Origin of the sequence: Pseudomonas fluorescens (assembly GCF_000730425.1) — a bacterium.
GTDB lineage: Bacteria > Pseudomonadota > Gammaproteobacteria > Pseudomonadales > Pseudomonadaceae > Aquipseudomonas > Aquipseudomonas fluorescens_X.
Genome location: NZ_CP008896.1, coordinates 4,446,232 through 4,465,084, shown reverse-complemented (window position 1 = coordinate 4,465,084; position 18,853 = coordinate 4,446,232). Strand labels below are relative to the sequence as shown.

Sequence of the window (18,853 nt, the reverse complement as noted above, 5' to 3'; positions counted from 1 at the left end):
AAAGGCCCGCCATCCAAGGATGCGGGCCTTTTTTCAGTTCACCTGGCCATCAAGGCCAACATGAACACCTCACTTGTTGAGGTTGTAGTCTTTCTCGGCAGCCGTGAAGCGTTCAACCATGCCGGCAGTCGGGGCGCCCATCTTGCTCACGAAGTAGATCGCCAGGCTGGCGAACAGGAAGCCTGGAATGATTTCGTACAGACCCAGTAGCTCGAAGTGCTTCCACACAATCACAGTGATCGCGCCGACCAGAATACCGGCCAGTGCGCCGTTACGGGTCATGCCTTTCCACAGTACCGAGATCAGCACCACTGGGCCGAACGCAGCACCGAAGCCTGCCCAGGCGTAGCTCACCAGACCCAGCACACGGTTTTCCGGGTTGGCGGCCATCGCGATAGCAATCAACGCAACCACCAGCACCATGATGCGGCCGACCCAGACCAGCTCAATCTGGGACGCGCCCTTGCGCAGGAAAGCCTTGTAGAAGTCTTCGGTCAGGGCGCTGGAACACACCAGCAACTGGCAGCTCAGGGTGCTCATCACGGCAGCCAGAATGGCCGACAGCAGCACGCCCGCGATCCATGGGTTGAAGAGCAGCTTGGCCAGTTCGATGAACACACGCTCAGGGTTTTCGGTCACGGGGCCGGCGACTTCAGGGTGTGCCGAGAAGTAGGCAATACCGAAGAAGCCTACAGCCACGGTGCCGCCCAGGCACAGGATCATCCAGGTCATGGAGATACGACGTGCATTGGCAATCGACTTGACCGAATCCGCCGCCATGAAACGCGCGAGGATATGCGGCTGGCCGAAGTAGCCCAGGCCCCAGCCCATCAGCGAAATAATGCCGATGAAGGTGGTGTTTTTCAGCATGTCGAAGTTGGTGGGATCGTTCGCTTCGATGGCCAGGAACGTGGTATCGACACCGCCTGTGGCCAGCAGCACGATGATTGGCGTGAGGATCAACGCGAAGATCATCAGGGTGGCTTGTACGGTATCTGTCCAGCTTACTGCCAGGAAACCACCGATGAAGGTGTAGGCAATGGTCGCCGCAGCACCGGCCCACAGCGCCGTCCCGTAGGACATGCCGAAGGTGCTTTCGAACAGACGGGCACCGGCAACAATGCCGGAAGCGCAGTAGATGGTAAAGAACACCAGGATCACCACGGCCGAGATAATCCGCAGCAGGCCGCTTTTGTCTTCAAAGCGGCTGGAGAAGTAGTCCGGCAGGGTCAGGGCGTCGCCGTTGTGTTCGGTCTGCACGCGCAGGCGGCCAGCCACAAACAGCCAGTTCAGGTAAGCACCGACGATCAGGCCGATGGCGATCCAGCTTTCCGACAGGCCCGACATGTAGATGGCACCTGGCAGGCCCATCAACAACCAGCCGCTCATATCCGAGGCGCCAGCCGAGAGTGCAGTGACGACGCTGCCGAGGCTGCGACCACCGAGGATGTAATCGGAAAGGTTATTGGTGGAGCGATAGGCCATGAGACCGATCAGCACCATTGCCGCGATGTAGATCACAAATGTGATCAAGGTTGGATTACTTACGCTCATTGAGTTACGCCCTGGCTTTGTTTTTATGTAGCGGCGGTCTGTCAGCCCATCTACAAAGGAGTCGTTTGTAGACGAAGCGGCGTACCGCGCATTTATGACTGACGTTTCCCCAGGAAAGCCATCAGCCGATGAACCGACCCTTGCAGATGGTTGCACCTTGGGCGCGAATGCTATTCAACAAAGCAAATAAGGTGCAACCAGTTTCGTGAGAATTAGTTGCACCTGCGCGTGTTTTTCGGCAAACGGTGGTTTTTTGCTCCTTTTCGGAGCAAGAACAGCCAAATCCAGAAGTAAATGCACCAATAACAAGCCGATTCCGTCGAGTGAAAATGATTTCTGACGAGCAGCGCGGATTTCATGAAGAAAATGGGTTGCACCCGGTTGCACCTCTTACGGCGCAAAGCTAATCTTGCCGCCAGCTGATGCCACGCAGTAGTGGCACCCATGAGGATAAAAATATGGCTACGACCACCCTTGGGGTCAAACTCGATGACCCGACCCGCGAACGCCTGAAGGCCGCCGCGACCTCCATTGATCGCACGCCGCACTGGCTGATCAAGCAGGCAATTTTCAATTACCTGGAGAAACTGGAGGGTGGTGCAACCCTGACCGAACTCAATGGCTCTGGCCTCAAGGACGCAGACGATGCCGGCGAGGTGCAAAACGACCACGCCCACCAGTGCTTCCTCGAATTTGCCGAAAGCATCCTGCCGCAATCGGTGCTGCGCGCCTCGATCACCGCCGCTTACCGCCGCCCCGAGCCGGAAGTGGTGCCCATGCTGATCGAGCAGGCGCGCCTGCCGGCCCAAATGGCCGAAGCCACCAACAAGCTGGCCGCCTCGATTGCCGAAAAACTGCGCAATCAGAAGAGTGCCGGTGGCCGTGCCGGTATCGTCCAGGGCCTGCTGCAGGAGTTTTCCCTGTCGTCCCAGGAAGGCGTGGCGCTGATGTGCCTGGCCGAAGCCCTGCTGCGTATCCCCGACAAGGGCACCCGTGACGCACTGATTCGCGACAAGATCAGCACCGGCAACTGGCAGCCGCACCTGGGCAACAGCCCGTCGCTGTTCGTCAACGCCGCCACCTGGGGCCTGCTGCTGACCGGCAAACTGGTCGCCACCCATAACGAGGCCGGCCTGACCTCGTCCCTGAGCCGCATCATCGGCAAGAGCGGCGAGCCGATGATCCGCAAGGGCGTCGACATGGCCATGCGCCTGATGGGCGAGCAGTTCGTCACCGGCGAAACCATTGCCGAGGCCCTGGCCAATGCGAGCAAGTTCGAAGCCAAGGGCTTCCGCTACTCCTACGACATGCTGGGTGAAGCTGCGCTGACTGAACACGACGCGCAGAAATACCTGGCCTCGTACGAACAAGCCATTCACTCCATCGGCAAAGCCTCCCACGGCCGTGGGATTTATGAAGGCCCGGGCATTTCCATCAAGCTGTCGGCCCTGCACCCTCGCTACAGCCGCGCCCAGTACGAGCGCGTGATGGACGAGTTGTACCCACGCCTGCTGTCCCTGACCCTGCTGGCCAAGCAATATGACATCGGCCTGAACATCGATGCCGAAGAAGCCGACCGCCTGGAACTGTCCCTGGACCTGCTCGAACGCCTATGCTTCGAGCCGCAACTGACCGGCTGGAACGGTATCGGTTTCGTGATCCAGGCCTACCAGAAACGCTGCCCGTACGTGATCGACTACGTGATCGACCTGGCGCGCCGCAGCCGTCACCGCCTGATGATCCGCCTGGTAAAAGGCGCGTACTGGGACAGCGAAATCAAGCGCGCCCAGGTCGAAGGCCTGGAAGGCTACCCGGTGTACACCCGCAAGGTGTACACCGACGTTTCCTACATCGCCTGCGCACGCAAGCTGCTGTCGGTACCGGAAGTCATCTACCCGCAGTTCGCCACGCACAACGCCCACACTCTGTCGGCCATCTACCATATTGCTGGCCAGAACTATTACCCCGGCCAGTACGAGTTCCAATGCCTGCACGGCATGGGCGAACCACTGTACGAACAGGTTGTAGGCAAAGTTTCCGAAGGCAAGCTGAACCGTCCGTGCCGCGTGTACGCTCCAGTCGGCACCCACGAAACACTGCTGGCCTACCTGGTGCGCCGCCTGCTGGAAAACGGCGCCAACACCTCGTTCGTCAACCGTATCGCCGACCAATCCATCTCGATCCAGGAACTGGTGGCCGATCCGGTGGCCAGCATCGAGCAGATGGCGACGCTGGAAGGCGGCTTCGGCCTGCCGCACCCGCGTATCCCGCTGCCGCGTGACCTGTATGGCAGCGAGCGCGCCAACTCGGCCGGTATCGACCTGGCCAACGAACATCGCCTGGCTTCGCTGTCCTGCGCCTTGCTGGCCACCGCGCACAACAACTGGAAAGCCGCGCCGATGCTCGGCTGCGCGTCGAGCAATGAAGCCGCGACGCCGGTGCTGAACCCGTCCGACCTGCGTGATGTGGTCGGCCATGTCCAGGAAGCCACCGTCGAAGACGTCGACAACGCGATCCAGTGCGCCCTCAACGCGGCACCGATCTGGCAGGCCACTCCGCCGGCCGAACGCGCCGCGATCCTGGAACGTGCCGCCGACTTGATGGAAGGCGAGATCCAGCCACTGATGGGCCTGCTGGCCCGTGAAGCCGGCAAGACCTTCGCCAACGCCATCGCTGAAGTGCGTGAAGCCGTGGACTTCCTGCGCTACTACGCCGTGCAGGCACGCAACGATTTCACCAACGATGCCCACCGCCCACTGGGCCCGGTGGTCTGCATCAGCCCATGGAACTTCCCGCTGGCGATTTTCAGCGGCCAAGTCGCCGCCGCCCTGGCTGCCGGTAACCCGGTCCTGGCCAAACCGGCCGAACAGACCCCGCTGGTCGCCGCACAAGCCGTGCGCCTGCTGCTGGAAGCCGGTATTCCGCAAGGCGTGCTGCAACTGCTGCCAGGCCAGGGCGAAAGCGTTGGTGCCCGCCTGGTCGGTGATGATCGCGTCAAAGGCGTGATGTTCACCGGTTCCACCGAAGTGGCGCGCCTGCTGCAACGCAACGTCGCCGGTCGCCTGGATGCCCAGGGACGCCCGATTCCGTTGATCGCCGAGACCGGTGGGCAGAACGCGATGATCGTCGACTCCTCGGCCCTGACTGAGCAAGTGGTGATCGACGTCGTCTCTTCGGCCTTCGACAGTGCCGGCCAGCGTTGCTCGGCCCTGCGCGTGCTGTGCCTGCAGGAAGATTCGGCCGACCGCGTCATCGAAATGCTCAAGGGCGCCATGGCGGAATGCCGCCTGGGCAATCCGGAGCGCCTGTCCGTGGATATCGGCCCGGTGATCGACGCCGAAGCCAAGGCAGGTATCGAGAAACACATCCAGGCCATGCGCGACAAAGGCCGCACCGTGTACCAGGTGGCAATTGCCGACAGCGAAGAAATCAAGCGCGGCACCTTCGTGATGCCCACCCTGATCGAGTTGGAAAGCTTCGATGAGCTGCAACGGGAGATCTTCGGCCCGGTGCTGCACGTGGTGCGCTACAAGCGCAAGGAAATCGACCAATTGATCGGCCAGATCAATGCTTCGGGCTACGGCCTGACCCTGGGCGTACACACCCGCATCGACGAGACCATCGCCAAGGTGATCGACAACGTCCATGCCGGTAACGTCTACGTCAACCGTAACATCGTCGGCGCCGTGGTCGGCGTGCAGCCGTTCGGCGGCGAAGGCTTGTCGGGCACCGGCCCGAAAGCCGGTGGCCCGCTGTACCTGTACCGCTTGCTGTCGACCCGTCCTACCGATGCGATCGAGCAATCCTTCGTGCGTGGTGATGCCCTGGCGGCCCCGGATGTACGCCTGCGTGAAGCCATGAGCCAACCGCTGACTGCCCTGAAAACCTGGGCCGACAGCAATAAGTTCAGCGACCTGAGCGTGCTGTGCAGCCAGTTCGCCGCACAATCCCAAAGCGGCATCACCCGCCTGCTGGCCGGCCCGACCGGCGAGCGCAACAGCTACGCCATCCTGCCCCGCGAGCACGTACTGTGCCTGGCCGAGGTGGAAGGCGACCTGCTCGCGCAGCTGGCGGCGGTGTTGGCCGTAGGCAGCTCGGCGGTGTGGCCGGAATCTGACCTGACCAAAGCGCTGTTCCCACGGCTGCCGAAGGAAGTTCAGGCGAAGATCCAGCGCGTGGCCGACTGGACCAAGGACGAAGTGATCTTCGATGCGGTCCTGCACCATGGCGATTCCGACCAACTGCGCGGGGTTTGCCAGCAAGTGGCCCAGCGTAGCGGCGCGATTGTCGGGGTCAACGGCTTGTCTTCGGGCGAAACCAACATCGCGTTGGAGCGCCTGGTGATCGAGCGCGCGCTGAGCGTCAACACCGCTGCGGCGGGGGGCAATGCCAGCTTGATGACCATCGGCTGATCAATGCCAAAGTGGGGCACCCGCAATGGGTGCCCCACTGCATTAAGGCTGCCTACACCGGATAACTGTAGGAGCTGGCTTGCCAGCGATAGCGGTCGACCAGCCACCCAGGTGGTGACTGATACATCGCCATCGCTGGCAAGCCAGCTCCTACATTGACCGCACCATACCTTCACGCTGTGTTTTGCTGCTGCATCACTCAGATCAATCTTGCTATCGAACCTCTATTTGCGCACTTAGACTGCGGCCTATTCCCACATAGGTAAGCCGCCATGTCCGAGACGCTCCTCAGTTCCCGCAATCTGGCTTTCGAGCTGTATGAAGTCCTCGATGCCGAGGGCCTGACCCAGCGCGAGCGGTTTGCCGAACACAATCGCGAAACTTTCGATGCCGCCATCGGCACTGCGCGCAGCATTGCCGAGAAGTACTTCGCCCCGCACAACCGCAAGGGCGACGAGAACGAACCGCGCTACGAAGACGGCCAGGCGATCCTGATCCCGGAAGTAAAACCTGCCGTGGACGCGTTCCTCGAAGCAGGCTTTCTCAATGCCGCCCGCAGTTTCGAAGCCGGCGGCATGCAACTGCCGACGCTGCTGTCCCAGGCCTGTTTTGCGCACTTTCAGTCAGCCAATGCGGCGTCCACCTCGTACCCGTTCCTGACCATGGGGGCGGCCAATCTGATCGAGAGTTTTGGCACCGAGGAGCAGAAGCAGCGTTTCCTGCAACCGATGATCGAAGGCCGGTTCTTCGGCACCATGGCCTTGACCGAACCCCATGCCGGCTCATCGCTATCGGATATCCGCACCCGCGCCGAACCGGCGGCGGACGGTACCTACCGGCTCAAGGGCAACAAGATTTTTATCTCCGGTGGCGACCACCCGCTGTCGGAAAATATCGTGCATATGGTCCTGGCCAAACTGCCAGACGCGCCCGCTGGGGTGAAGGGTATTTCGCTGTTTATCGTGCCCAAGTTCCTGGTCAACGATGACGGCAGCCTGGGCCGGCGCAATGATGTGCTGCTGGCCGGGCTATTCCACAAGATGGGCTGGCGCGGCACCACCTCCACCGCGCTGAATTTCGGCGATAACGGCGAGTGTGTTGGCTATCTGGTGGGCAAGCCGCACCAGGGCCTGGCCTGCATGTTCCAAATGATGAACGAGGCGCGGATTGGGGTCGGCATGGGCGCGGTGATGCTGGGCTACGCCGGTTACCTGTATTCCCTGGAATACGCCCGGGAACGCCCGCAAGGCCGCCTGCCCGACAGCAAGGACCCGAACACCGCACCGGTGTCGATCATCCAGCACGCCGATATCAAGCGCATGCTGCTCACACAAAAAGCCTATGTAGAAGGCGCCTTCGACTTGGGCCTGTATGCCGCGCGGCTGTTCGATGACACCACCACCCTGGACAGCGAAACCGGGCGCAGACAGGCCCATGAATTGCTCGACCTGCTGACCCCGATCGTCAAGTCCTGGCCCTCGCAGTTCTGCCTGAAGGCCAACGAACTGGCGATCCAGATTCTCGGCGGCCACGGCTACACCCGCGAGTACCCGGTGGAGCAGTACTATCGCGACAACCGTCTGAACCCGATCCATGAAGGCACCCATGGCATCCAGTCCCTGGACCTGCTGGGGCGCAAGCTCGCGCAAAATGGCGGCGCGGGCTTGAAGCAACTGATCCGCCTGATCGCCGAGACCGGCGCACGGGCCCAGGAGCATCCGTCACTCACGGCATTGCGCGAGCCGCTGGAACACCTGGTGGCACGCCTGCAAAGCGTGACCCTGGGACTGTTGACGGATCTCGCCCAAGGCAAGGTCAACAGCAGCCTGGCGAACTCGGCGCTGTACCTGAAAGTGTTTGGGCATACGGTGATTGGCTGGCGCTGGCTGGAGCAGGCAATTCGCGCCGAAGAAGGCTTGGCCAGGGGCAATGCGACGGATACGGCCTTCTATAAAGGCAAGCTGCAAGCGGCCCGGTACTTCCTGACCTGGGAAGTGCCGGGCTGCCATCATGCATTGTCGATCCTGGAAACACGGGACGATACGTGCCTGGCCATGCAGGATGAATGGTTCTGACTCCCCCTGTAGGGGCCGGCTTACCGGCGCCTACACATCGTCAAGGTTGGCCGATGGCCTTGGAAATCACGTCGACCGTGGCGCTGACTTGCTCTTGGTAACGGTCGAGTTCCTGCTGGTGACGCTGTTGCATGTCGATCTGCTCGGCGCACAGGTTCAGCGCCGCCAGCACCAGCAGCTTGTCACCGATCAAGGTCGGGTACTTCTGCTTGGTGGTGGCCAGGGACGCCTTGAGCAGGGTCACGGCTTTGAGCAGGGTGTTGTCTTCGCCATCCGGTGCCTTGATCGAGTAATCCTCACCGAGAATCGAAACGACCTTTATCCCTTCATTCATGCGCTGACAGGACCTGCGCTCACACGCTCAACCAACGCCTGGATACGGGCGGCGGTGGCGCCCTGCTTTTCTTCCTGTTCCATCAGGTTCAGTTGCAGGCTGTCGTTTTCATCCTTGGCACGGGCCAGTTCCGCCTTGAGGGATTCGTTGGTGCCCAAAAGTTCTTGATTCTGCTGCACCAGGTCACTGACCAGTTGTTCCAGTTGGCTGAGGGATGTTTCTAACATTTTGAATTCTCGGGCTTTTTCAAGGGGCGGTGACGATAAAGAAAATTCACCGTGGAAGCCAGGGATACCTGGCGCGCAGCCCTGATTTCATGGGTCAGGCCACGCTGTGGAGCCTTAGTGACTGCATTTACGCCATCTGGTTCCTGAATCCATTCCAATCGGCACAGGGTGCGACAAAAGCGCGCAGCCCCTCAAGACTTTAGTCGTACGTCCGATAGGTCATGCTTAGCCCGCCTCAACGCCGCACGGATCGCGCCTCTCCCAGGACCATTGCATGTCTCTTCGTAATATGAATATCGCGCCGCGCGCGTTTCTCGGCTTCGCGTGCATTGGTGCGCTGATGTTGTTTCTCGGTATTTTTGCGCTGAACCAGATGAGCAAAATCCGTGGTGCCACCGAAAACATCACCCTGCGCAGCGTGCCGAGTATTCGCGCACTGGACGATTTCACCCAATTGACCCTGCGCCTGCGGGTGCTGTCCTACCGCTTGCTGACCAACCGCGAGCCACAGGTACAACAAAAGACCCTGGAAGCCTTCGAGCTGCGCAACCAACAGATTCGTGCCGCCCAGAGCGTGTATGAAAAGCTGATCGACAGCCCCGAGGAACGCTCGGCCTACGACGATTATGTGCGCCTGCTGGGCCAATACCGGCAGATCGAAGAGCGGATGAAGAGCCTGTCGCGCAACAACCAGATCGAAGAGCTGCGCACCTTGCTCAACACCGAACTGCTGAGCAACTCCGAGGCGGTCAACGCGGTCCTGACACGCTTGCTGGACATCAACAATTCGATGGCCAACGACAGCAACCAGAAAGCCGCCGATCAATACGACTCGGCCTTTGACCTGGTGGTGGCCCTGCTGGTGCTGGCCACGGCGCTGACCGTGCTGTTTGCCTGGCTGCTGACCCGCAGCATCACCCTGCCCATCGCCCAGGCCCTGGGCGCCGCCGAGAACATTGCCGAAGGCAACCTGACCCAGCCGATCAAAGTCGATGGCGATGACGAAGCCGGCCGCCTGTTGCGCGCGATGAACAAAATGCAGGAGAAGTTGCGCGACACCCTGCAGCGCATTTCCGGCTCCGCCACCCAACTGGCCTCGGCGGCCGAAGAGTTGAATGCCGTCACCGACGAAAGCGCCCGTGGCCTGACCCAGCAGAACAACGAGATCGAGCAGGCGGCCACCGCCGTCAACGAGATGACCAGTGCCGTCGAAGAAGTCGCGCGCAATGCGGTCAGCACCTCCGAAGCCTCGAAAAACGCCACGGCCTCGGCGGGCGATGGCCGCGACCTGGTGCAGGAAACCGTCAGCGCCATCGAACGCATGAGCGCCGATGTGCAGGGCACCGCTACCCTGATCGGCAACCTGGCCGAAGAGTCGCGGGATATCGGCAAGGTGCTGGACGTGATTCGCGGCCTGGCCGACCAGACCAACCTGCTGGCACTGAACGCCGCCATCGAAGCCGCGCGCGCCGGGGAAGCCGGGCGCGGGTTTGCCGTGGTGGCCGATGAAGTGCGGGCCCTGGCCCATCGCACCCAGCAGTCGACCAGTGAAATCGAGCGGATGATCGGCAGTATCCAGGCCGGCACCGAACAGGCCGTGGACTCGATGCGCAACAGCACCGAGCGCGCCGAGTCGACACTCAATATCGCCAAAGGCGCCGGGATGTCCCTGGATACCATCAACAGCGCAGTTATCGAGATCAACGAGCGCAACCTGGTGATCGCCAGCGCCGCAGAAGAACAGGCGCAAGTAGCTCGGGAAGTGGACCGCAACCTGGTGAACATCCGCGACTTGTCGGTGCAATCGGCCACGGGTGCCAGCCAGACCAGCGCGGCCAGCAGCGAGTTGTCGCGCCTGGCGGTGGACTTGAATGGGATGGTGGGCAGGTTCCGCCTCTAACAGACACCTCACATTGGTTCTGTGTAAACCTGAAAAGCTTTTTGACAGTGCAGCAATTGCACAGGTTAGAATCGCTGGCACGCAGGCTGCATGGTCAGCTTGCGCCTCGCCTTATTTCCGGAGTACTGCCTTTGAATGCGACGACCATCAACAGCCTGTTCTTGATCGGCGCGTTGCTGGTAAGTGCGAGCATTCTGGTGAGTTCTCTTTCATCCCGCCTGGGCATCCCGATCCTGGTGATCATCCTGGCCGTGGGCATGATCGCCGGCGTCGATGGCGGCGGGATCATTTTCGATAACTACCCGACCGCGTACCTGGTGGGCAACCTGGCCTTGGCCGTGATCCTGCTCGATGGCGGCTTGCGTACCCGGGTCGCGAGCTTTCGCGTGGCACTGTGGCCAGCCCTGTCGCTGGCGACCGTGGGGGTATTGATAACCACCGGCCTCACCGGGATGGCGGCGGCCTGGCTGTTTGACCTCAACCTCATCCAGGGCCTGCTGATCGGCGCCATTGTCGGTTCCACCGATGCCGCCGCCGTGTTCTCGCTGCTGGGGGGCAAGGGCCTGAACGAACGGGTCAGCGCCAGCCTGGAGATCGAATCCGGCAGTAACGATCCCATGGCGGTGTTTCTCACCGTGACCCTGATCGACATGCTCGCCAGCGGCCAGACCGGCCTGCACTGGAGCCTGTTGACCCAACTGATCCGCGAATTCGGCATTGGCGGCGTTATCGGCCTGGGCGGTGGCTGGTTGATGTTGCAACTGGTCAACCGGATCAACCTGGCCAACGGCCTGTACCCGATCCTGGTGATCGCCGGTGGCCTGTTCGTCTTCGCCCTGACCAACGCCCTGCACGGCAGCGGCTTCCTCGCCGTGTACCTGTGCGGCCTGGTGATCGGCAACCGTCCGGTGCGCAGCCGCCACGGCATCCTGCACATGCTCGACGGCATGGCCTGGCTGGCACAGATCGGTATGTTCCTGGTGCTGGGGCTGCTGGTCACGCCCCACGACCTGCTGCCCATCGCCCTGCCGGCCCTGGGCCTGGCGCTGTGGATGATCCTGTTTGCGCGGCCACTGTCAGTGGCGGTTGGCCTGTTGCCGTTCAAGGCGTTCCATGGCCGCGAAAAAGTGTTTATCGCCTGGGTCGGCCTGCGCGGTGCGGTACCGATCATTCTTGCGGTGTTCCCGCTGATGGCCGGCCTGCCCCACGCCCAGCTGTATTTCAACCTGGCGTTCTTTATCGTGCTGGTGTCGTTGCTGGTGCAGGGTACCAGCCTGCCGTGGGTCGCCAAGTTGCTGAAAGTGACGGTACCGCCCGAGCCTGCCCCCATATCCCGGGCCGCCCTGGAAGTGCACGTCACCAGCGAGTGGGAGCTGTTCGTCTACCGCCTGGGCGCCGAAAAATGGTGTATCGGCGCCGCCCTGCGCGAGCTGAAAATGCCCGAAGGCACGCGGATTGCCGCACTCTTTCGCGGCCAGCAGCTGCTCCATCCGTCGGGTAGCACGGTGCTGGAAGCCGATGATTTGCTGTGCGTGATCGGCCATGAACACAACCTCGCGGCCCTGGGCAAGCTGTTCAGCCAGGCGCCGCAACGGGGCCTGGACCTGCGCTTCTTCGGCGACTTCGTACTCGAAGGCGACGCCCAGCTGGGCGCGGTGTCGGCGCTGTACGGGCTCAAGCTCGACGGCATCGACCCGGACATGCCCCTGGGCCAGTTCATCACCCAGAAAGTCGGCGGCGCGCCGGTTGTCGGCGACCAGGTGGAGTGGAACAACACCATTTGGACCGTCGCCGTGATGGACGGGAACAAGATCGGCAAAGTCGGCGTCAGATTCCCCGAAGGAAGTCGCCCGGCCCCCGGACTCTTCCTCTAAACTGCGGGGCGACGGCGTGCCATTGGCCATCAGCGCGCCCCCTATTCTTCACCTTGTTCGACCGGTCTCTATGACAATCCTGCGCACCTTTTTAGCCACCGCCCTGCTGGGCCTGAGTCTCTGCGTCAGCCCAGTGTTCGCCGCCGACCCACCCAGCGTCGAGAGCGTGCAACAGACCCTGGACAAGCTGCCGGACCGCAAACTGCCCGACGCCGACATGAAGGCGCTGCAAAACGTATTGCAGCAGACCCTGACATTGCTGGGTAACAAACAGGATTACGAGCAGCGCCTGAGCGATCTCAAGCGCCAATTGCAGGATGCGCCACGCCAGACCACGGAAAACGCCCGTGAACTGGCCCGGCTCAAGGCCAGCAAGGTCGTCCCGGTCGCCCAACGCTACGCCAGCCTGCCGGTGCCGCAGCTCGAACAACTGCTGGTGCAACGCACCACCCAGCAAGGTGACCTGCAAAAGGAACTGGCCGACGCCAACAGCCTGAGCATTGCCGCCCAGACCCGCCCCGAGCGCGCCCAGACCGAAATCAGCAACAGCCAGACGCGCATCCAGCAGATCAACGGCATCCTCAAGGCCGGCAAGGACAATGGCAAACCGCTCAATGGCGACCAGCGCAACCTGCTGAATGCCGAACTGGCAGCGCTCAATGCCTTGATCCCGTTGCGCCGCCAGGAACTGGCGGGCAACAGCCAGTTGCAAGACCTGGGCAACAGCCAGCATGACCTGGCGGTGGAAAAAACCGCGCGCCTGGAGCAGGAAATCCAGGACCTGCAAACCCTGATCAACCAGAAACGCCTGGCCCAGTCCCAGGAAACCGTGACCCAGCAGTCCATCGAAGCCCAAAAGGCCGGCGGCAGCAGCCTGCTGGCCACGGAAAGCGCGGCCAACCTGAAACTCTCCGACTACCTGCTCAAAAGCACTGACCGCCTCAATGAACTGACCCAGCAGAACCTGCAAACCAAACAACTGCTGGACAACGTGACCCAGAGCGACTCGGCCCTGGACGAGCAGATCAACGTGCTCAAGGGCAGCCTGTTGCTGTCGAAGATCCTCTACAAGCAGAAACAGGCCTTGCCGCGCCTGAAGGTCGACCGCGACCTGGCGGACGATATTGCCAACATTCGCCTGTACCAGTTCGAGGTCAACCAGCAACGCGAACTGATCAGTTCACCGAGCACCTACGTCGACAACCTGCTGGCGAACCAGCCTGAAGACCAGGTCACGCCACAGCTGCGCCGTACCCTGCTGGAACTGGCGGTGACCCGCAGCGACCTGCTCGAACGCCTGAGCCGGGAGTTGAGCGCGCTGCTCAATGAGTCCATCACCCTGCAACTGAACCAGAAGCAACTGCTCAGCACCGCCGCCAGCCTGCGCGCGACGCTCGACGAGCAAATGTTCTGGATCCCCAGCAACAAACCGCTGGATGTCGAATGGCTGGAAAGCGTGCCCACCCGCCTGGGCAAACAGGTCGATACCCTGCCCTGGGCCTCCAGCCTCAGCGAACTGTACGACGGCCTGGCCCAGCGCCCGCTGCTGTTCCTGCCCCTGCTGCTCTTGATCGGCGCGCTGCTGTGGCGGCGCAACAGCCTCTACGAGCGCCTGAAAAAAATCCATCTGGATATCGGTCACTTCAAACGTGACAGCCAGTGGCATACCCCGGTCGCGATCCTGGTGAATATCCTGCTGGCCTTGCCCGTGACCCTCGGCCTGGCGCTGTGCGGCTACGCCCTGCAAATCGACGCACGCGGGCAGAACGCCAACCTGGGCATGGCCCTGGTGCAGATCGCACAGGCGTGGCTGGTGTTCTACACCGCCTATCGCATCCTGGCGCCGGGCGGCGTGGCCGAATTGCATTTCCGCTGGGAAAAACCCCAGGTCGAATTCCTCCAGGGCTGGGTCCGCAAACTGGGGCTGGTGGTGCTGGCGCTGGTGGCCGTGGTGTCCATCGCCGAGCATCAACCGGCAGCCCTGGCCGATGATGTGCTGGGTATCGCCGTGGTCCTCACCTGCTATGGGCTGATGGCTTGGCTGCTCAGCCGCCTGCTGCTCAACAGCCCGACCCATGAAAAAGCCTCGCTGTTTCGCAAAGTCGTCGGCGTGGCGTTTACCGCGCTGCCCATCGCGCTGTTTATCGCGGTGTGTTTTGGCTATTACTACACCGCGCTCAAACTCAGCGACCGCCTGATCAACACCCTGTACCTGCTGATGTTCTGGCTGGTGATCGAAGCCACCTTCGTCCGTGGCCTGGGCGTTGCCGCACGGCGCCTGGCCTATTCCCGGGCGCTGGCCAAGCGCCAGGCGGCCAAGGAAGCCGGTGACGGCGAAGTGGTGATCGAAGAACCGACCCTGGATATCGAGCAGGTCAACGAACAATCCATGCGCCTGATTCGCCTGGCCTTGCTCGGCGGCTTTATCGCGGCGCTGTACTGGGTCTGGTCGGACTTGATCTCGGTATTTTCCTACCTGGACAACATCACCCTCTACGAATACACCAGCGGCACCGGCGCCAACATCAGCATGGTGCCCATCAGTATCGGCGACATGCTGGGCGCACTGATCATCATCGGTATCACCTTTGCCCTGGCGCGCAACCTGCCAGGCCTGCTGGAAGTGCTGGTGCTGTCGAAACTGGACCTGGCCCAGGGCAGCGCCTACGCCACTACCACGCTGCTGTCGTATGTGATCGCCGGTGTGGGTTTTGTAACGACCCTGTCGACCCTCGGGGTGAGCTGGGACAAGTTGCAGTGGCTGGTGGCCGCGCTGTCGGTGGGCCTGGGTTTCGGCATGCAGGAGATCTTCGCCAACTTCATCTCCGGCATCATGATCCTGTTCGAGCGCCCGGTGCGGATCGGCGACACCATTACCATCGGCAACCTGTCCGGCACGGTGAGCAAGATCCGCATCCGTGCCACCACCATTACTGACTTCGACCGCAAGGACATCATTGTCCCGAACAAAACCTTCATCACCGGGCAGTTGATCAACTGGTCGCTGACCGACACCATCACCCGGGTCACCCTCAAGCTCGGCGTGGACTACGGCTCCGACCTGGACCTGGTGAAGGAATTGCTGCTCAAGGCCGCCAGGGATAACCCTCGGGTACTGAAAGACCCGGAACCCCACGTGTACTTCCTCAACTTCGGCGAAAGCACCCTCGACCACGAATTGCGCATGCATGTGCGCGACCTGGGCGACCGCAACCCGGTGCTCGATGAGGTCAACCGCTTCATCAACCGTGAGTTCAAGAAGCAGAGCATCAACATTTCGTTCCGGCAGATGGAGGTTTACCTGAAGAACCTGCATGGCCAGGAATACAAACTGGTGGAAATCGAACCCCTGAGCAAGCCGGCCAACGACGGCTCGCCGCAACCCACGCCGCCGGCCAAACTCGACTAACCGCACTATCCCCAGCAGAATGCTCGGACATTCTGCTGGAGATGGCCGGTGAAAGCCCTCGACGACCTGACCTTCGACAACCGCTTCGCCCGCCTGGGCGATGGTTTCTCAACCCACGTATTGCCCGAGCCCATCGACGAACCCCGGCTGGTGGTGGCGAGCAATGCCGCCATGGCCTTGCTGGACCTCGACCCGGCCGTCGCTGACACGCCAGTGTTCGCCGAACTGTTCGGCGGCCACAAGCTGTGGGCCGAGGCCGAGCCACGGGCGATGGTCTATTCCGGGCACCAGTTTGGCTCCTACAACCCGCAACTGGGAGATGGTCGTGGCTTGCTGCTGGGCGAGGTGTACAACACTGCGGGCGAACACTGGGACTTGCACCTCAAGGGCGCGGGGCAAACGCCTTACTCGCGCATGGGCGATGGCCGCGCGGTGCTGCGCTCGTCGATCCGCGAGTTTCTCGCCAGCGAAGCCTTGCACGCCCTGGGCATCCCCAGCAGCCGCGCCTTGTGCGTGATCGGCTCCAACACGCCGGTCTGGCGTGAAAAACAGGAGCGCGCCGCCATGGTGCTGCGCCTGGCGCCCAGCCATATCCGCTTTGGTCACTTTGAGTACTTCTATTACACCCAGAAAACCGAGCTGCACCGACAACTGGCCGAGCACGTGCTGAAACTGCACTTTGCCCCATGTCAGGAGCAACCCGAGCCGTACCTGGCGATGTTCCGCGAGATCGTCGAGCGCAATGCCGAACTGATCGCCAAGTGGCAGGCCTATGGCTTTTGCCACGGGGTAATGAACACCGACAACATGTCGATCCTGGGTATTACCTTCGACTTCGGGCCGTTTGCCTTCCTCGATGACTTCGACGCCCATTTCATCTGCAACCACTCCGATCACGAAGGCCGCTACTCCTTCAGCAATCAGGTGCCGATTGGCCAATGGAACCTCAGCGCCCTGGCCCAGGCCTTGACACCGTATATCAGCGTTGAGGCCCTGCGTGAAACCCTGGGCCTGTACCTGCCGCTGTACCAGGCCCACTACCTGGACCTGATGCGCCGCCGCTTGGGCTTGACCCGCGCCGAAGACGATGACCAGAAATTGGTGGAACACTTGCTTCAACTGATGCAAAACAGCGGCGTGGACTACACCTTGTTCTTCCGCCGCCTGGGGGATGAGCCCGCGGCACTGGCCGTGGCGCGGCTGCGCGACGACTTTGTTGACCTCAAAGGCTTTGATGCCTGGGCTGACGATTACAAGGCCCGGGTTGAACGTGATGGCAATGGCAGCGAGGCAGAGCGCCGCGAACGGATGCACGCGGTCAACCCGCTGTACATCCTGCGCAACTACCTTGCACAAAACGCCATCACCGCCGCCGAGTCAGGCGACTACAGTGAAGTGCGAAGGCTGCATGACGTATTGAGCAGGCCATTTGAAGAACAGCCAGGGATGGAGCAGTACGCGCAAAGGCCGCCCGATTGGGGCAAGCATTTGGAGATCAGTTGTTCTTCTTGAGAGCACTGATCCTTGATAAGTCTGGGCAACGGCTCCAATTAGGAGCCATTGGCAACCTCACCAACGGAGCCCGCGATGTCCGACTCTCTTGTAATTCCTTGCCCACACTGCAACGGCCTGAACCGCATCCCCCACGAACGCCTGGGTGATACCCCGAAGTGCGGGCGCTGCAAACAGCCGGTATTGCTGAGCAAACCGTTTGAATTGAACCAGGGCGCTTATTCCAGCCAAATCAAAGGCGATTTGCCACTACTGGTGGACGTATGGGCCGAGTGGTGCGGACCGTGCAAGTCGTTCGCACCGGTGTTTGAACAAGCAGCCGGGCAGTTGGCCGGCAAGTGCCGCCTGGCCAAGCTCGACAGCGAAGCCAACCAGCAGCTTTCGGCGCAACTGGGGATTCGCTCGATTCCCAGCCTGATCCTGTTCAAGAATGGCCGGGAAGTGGCGCGCCAGAGCGGGGCGTTTCCTTTGCCGCAGTTGATGAGCTGGTTGCGCAGCCAAGGAATATGACTCCCTCACTGTAGGAGCTGGCTTGCCAGCAATGAGACCCGTGAGCCTTGCACTGGTCTTGCGGCCGCCATCGCCGGCAAGCCGGCTCCTGCATCAGCTGTTTTCCAGCAGGTTATGCAGTTCCACGAACTGTCGGGTCAGCTTGTGGCGCGGGTCCAGGTGGATCAGCGGTTTGCTTTCCTGGTGGGATTCGCGCATGCGTACCGAGCTGGCCAGGTACACCGGCAGCACCGGCAGGCCTTCGGCAATCAACTCGTCAAGCATCTGCTGTGGCAGGCTCGCCCGGGCCTGGAACTGGTTGACCACAATGCCTTCCACTTCAAGGCCTTCGTTATGGTCGTCCTTGAGCTCTTCGATTTCCGCCAGCAGGCCGTACAGTGCCTGGCGCGAAAAGCTGTCGCAATCGAACGGGATCAACACACGATCAGCAGCGATCAGCGCGGAAACCGCATAAAAATTCAGGGCCGGCGGTGTATCCAGGTAAATCCGGTCGTAATCCTCGCCCAGCTCATCGAGCAGCTTTCGCAGCTTGTTGATCTTGTGCTTGGCCTCAAGCTTGGGCTGCAGGTCCGCCAACTCTGCGGTGGCGGTGATGACGTGCAGGTTGTCGAACGGGGTTTCGTAGATATCCACCTGGTTTTTCTTCGAAAACGGCCCGGATGACAGGGTCTGCTTGAAGAAATCGGCAATGCCCATGGGAATATCGTCACCCGTCAGCCCCGTCAGGTACTGGGTCGAGTTGGCCTGTGCATCGAGGTCCACCAACAGGGTTCGATAGCCTTCGCTGGCGCTGACCGCCGCCAGGTTGCAGGCGATGCTGGATTTGCCAACGCCACCTTTTTGATTGAACACCACGCGCCGCATGGAAAAACCTCCGTGTATCAATGAATGCCCGAGTGTAGAGGGCAAAAGCGCCCGCTCGCTACCTTGATCAAGCTTGTACTGCAGCACCTGAAGACCGATCCCGCCTAACTATCTCGTATTACGCCAACCAATAAAGAGTTGCCTGACACCGGCCCCTGTAGGCATTGGCGGACAATCGATGA

11 protein-coding genes and 1 pseudogene are annotated in these 18,853 nt (G+C 61.3%); 8 read left to right on the top strand and 4 right to left on the bottom strand.

Annotated features, from left to right (window positions below):
* Positions 1 to 69: 69 nt before the first annotated feature.
* Complete coding sequence (putP, locus tag HZ99_RS19940; protein WP_038445504.1) at positions 70 to 1,554, bottom strand: sodium/proline symporter PutP; 1,485 nt, start codon at positions 1,552 to 1,554, stop codon at positions 70 to 72.
* 458 nt (positions 1,555 to 2,012) lie between these two features.
* On the opposite strand from putP, the gene putA reads away from it, so the two are divergent.
* Both putA and HZ99_RS19930 read left to right on the top strand, forming a co-directional pair.
* Positions 2,013 to 5,966: a trifunctional transcriptional regulator/proline dehydrogenase/L-glutamate gamma-semialdehyde dehydrogenase gene (gene putA / locus HZ99_RS19935; RefSeq protein WP_038445501.1), complete on the top strand. Its 3,954-nt coding sequence runs from the start codon at positions 2,013 to 2,015 to the stop codon at positions 5,964 to 5,966.
* A 272-nt stretch (positions 5,967 to 6,238) separates the two neighbouring features.
* Positions 6,239 to 8,041: an acyl-CoA dehydrogenase gene (locus HZ99_RS19930; protein ID WP_038445500.1), complete on the top strand. Its 1,803-nt coding sequence runs from the start codon at positions 6,239 to 6,241 to the stop codon at positions 8,039 to 8,041.
* A gap of 40 nt (positions 8,042 to 8,081) precedes the next feature.
* On the opposite strand, the gene HZ99_RS19925 is transcribed toward HZ99_RS19930, so the two are convergent.
* Together HZ99_RS19925 and HZ99_RS19920 are read right to left on the bottom strand one after the other, a co-directional pair.
* The gene (locus HZ99_RS19925) at positions 8,082 to 8,375 is read right to left on the bottom strand and encodes a cell division protein ZapA (protein ID WP_038445498.1); all 294 of its coding nucleotides are present in this window, start codon (positions 8,373 to 8,375) and stop codon (positions 8,082 to 8,084) included.
* Positions 8,372 to 8,602, bottom strand: a complete 231-nt coding sequence (locus tag HZ99_RS19920; RefSeq protein ID WP_032862136.1) for a hypothetical protein — start codon at positions 8,600 to 8,602, stop codon at positions 8,372 to 8,374. The genes HZ99_RS19925 and HZ99_RS19920 overlap by 4 nt, the downstream gene beginning before the upstream one ends.
* 274 nt (positions 8,603 to 8,876) lie before the next feature.
* Here HZ99_RS19920 and HZ99_RS29645 point away from each other — a divergent pair.
* The 6 genes and pseudogenes from HZ99_RS29645 to trxC all read left to right on the top strand — a co-directional run.
* Positions 8,877 to 9,599, top strand: a pseudogene (locus tag HZ99_RS29645) (MCP four helix bundle domain-containing protein); the annotation flags it as partial.
* Between the two features lie 30 nt (positions 9,600 to 9,629).
* Complete coding sequence (locus HZ99_RS29640; RefSeq protein WP_404942439.1) at positions 9,630 to 10,502, top strand: methyl-accepting chemotaxis protein; 873 nt, start codon at positions 9,630 to 9,632, stop codon at positions 10,500 to 10,502.
* 131 nt (positions 10,503 to 10,633) lie between these two features.
* Positions 10,634 to 12,376 (top strand): potassium/proton antiporter, encoded by a 1,743-nt coding sequence (locus HZ99_RS19910; RefSeq protein ID WP_038445491.1) that lies wholly within the window; start codon positions 10,634 to 10,636, stop codon positions 12,374 to 12,376.
* Between the two features lie 70 nt (positions 12,377 to 12,446).
* Positions 12,447 to 15,785, top strand: coding sequence for a mechanosensitive channel MscK (gene mscK / locus HZ99_RS19905; protein WP_038445489.1), 3,339 nt, complete (start codon positions 12,447 to 12,449; stop codon positions 15,783 to 15,785).
* 48 nt (positions 15,786 to 15,833) lie between these two features.
* The gene (gene selO / locus HZ99_RS19900) at positions 15,834 to 17,297 is read left to right on the top strand and encodes a protein adenylyltransferase SelO (protein ID WP_038445487.1); all 1,464 of its coding nucleotides are present in this window, start codon (positions 15,834 to 15,836) and stop codon (positions 17,295 to 17,297) included.
* 75 nt (positions 17,298 to 17,372) lie between these two features.
* Entirely contained in the window at positions 17,373 to 17,807 is a 435-nt protein-coding gene (trxC, locus tag HZ99_RS19895) for a thioredoxin TrxC (RefSeq protein ID WP_038445485.1), read from the top strand.
* 93 nt (positions 17,808 to 17,900) lie between these two features.
* Here the strand turns inward: trxC and HZ99_RS19890 are convergent, their stop codons facing one another.
* A complete protein-coding gene (locus HZ99_RS19890) occupies positions 17,901 to 18,671 on the bottom strand; it encodes a ParA family protein (protein ID WP_038445484.1) in 771 nt (256 codons plus the stop codon).
* Between the last annotated feature and the right edge of the window lie 182 nt (positions 18,672 to 18,853).

Excerpts from the sequence above, each read along its gene's own strand:
- putP (WP_038445504.1), bottom strand. The coding sequence starts at position 1,554 with ATGAGCGTAAGTAATCCAACCTTGATCACATTTGTGATCTACATCGCG.
- HZ99_RS19890 (WP_038445484.1), bottom strand. The coding sequence starts at position 18,671 with ATGCGGCGCGTGGTGTTCAATCAAAAAGGTGGCGTTGGCAAATCCAGC.
- HZ99_RS19920 (WP_032862136.1), bottom strand. The coding sequence starts at position 8,602 with ATGTTAGAAACATCCCTCAGCCAACTGGAACAACTGGTCAGTGACCTG.
- HZ99_RS29640 (WP_404942439.1), top strand. The coding sequence starts at position 9,630 with ATGAACAAAATGCAGGAGAAGTTGCGCGACACCCTGCAGCGCATTTCC.
- HZ99_RS19930 (WP_038445500.1), top strand. The coding sequence starts at position 6,239 with ATGTCCGAGACGCTCCTCAGTTCCCGCAATCTGGCTTTCGAGCTGTAT.
- trxC (WP_038445485.1), top strand. The coding sequence starts at position 17,373 with ATGTCCGACTCTCTTGTAATTCCTTGCCCACACTGCAACGGCCTGAAC.
- mscK (WP_038445489.1), top strand. The coding sequence starts at position 12,447 with ATGACAATCCTGCGCACCTTTTTAGCCACCGCCCTGCTGGGCCTGAGT.
- HZ99_RS19925 (WP_038445498.1), bottom strand. The coding sequence starts at position 8,375 with ATGAATGAAGGGATAAAGGTCGTTTCGATTCTCGGTGAGGATTACTCG.
- putA (WP_038445501.1), top strand. The coding sequence starts at position 2,013 with ATGGCTACGACCACCCTTGGGGTCAAACTCGATGACCCGACCCGCGAA.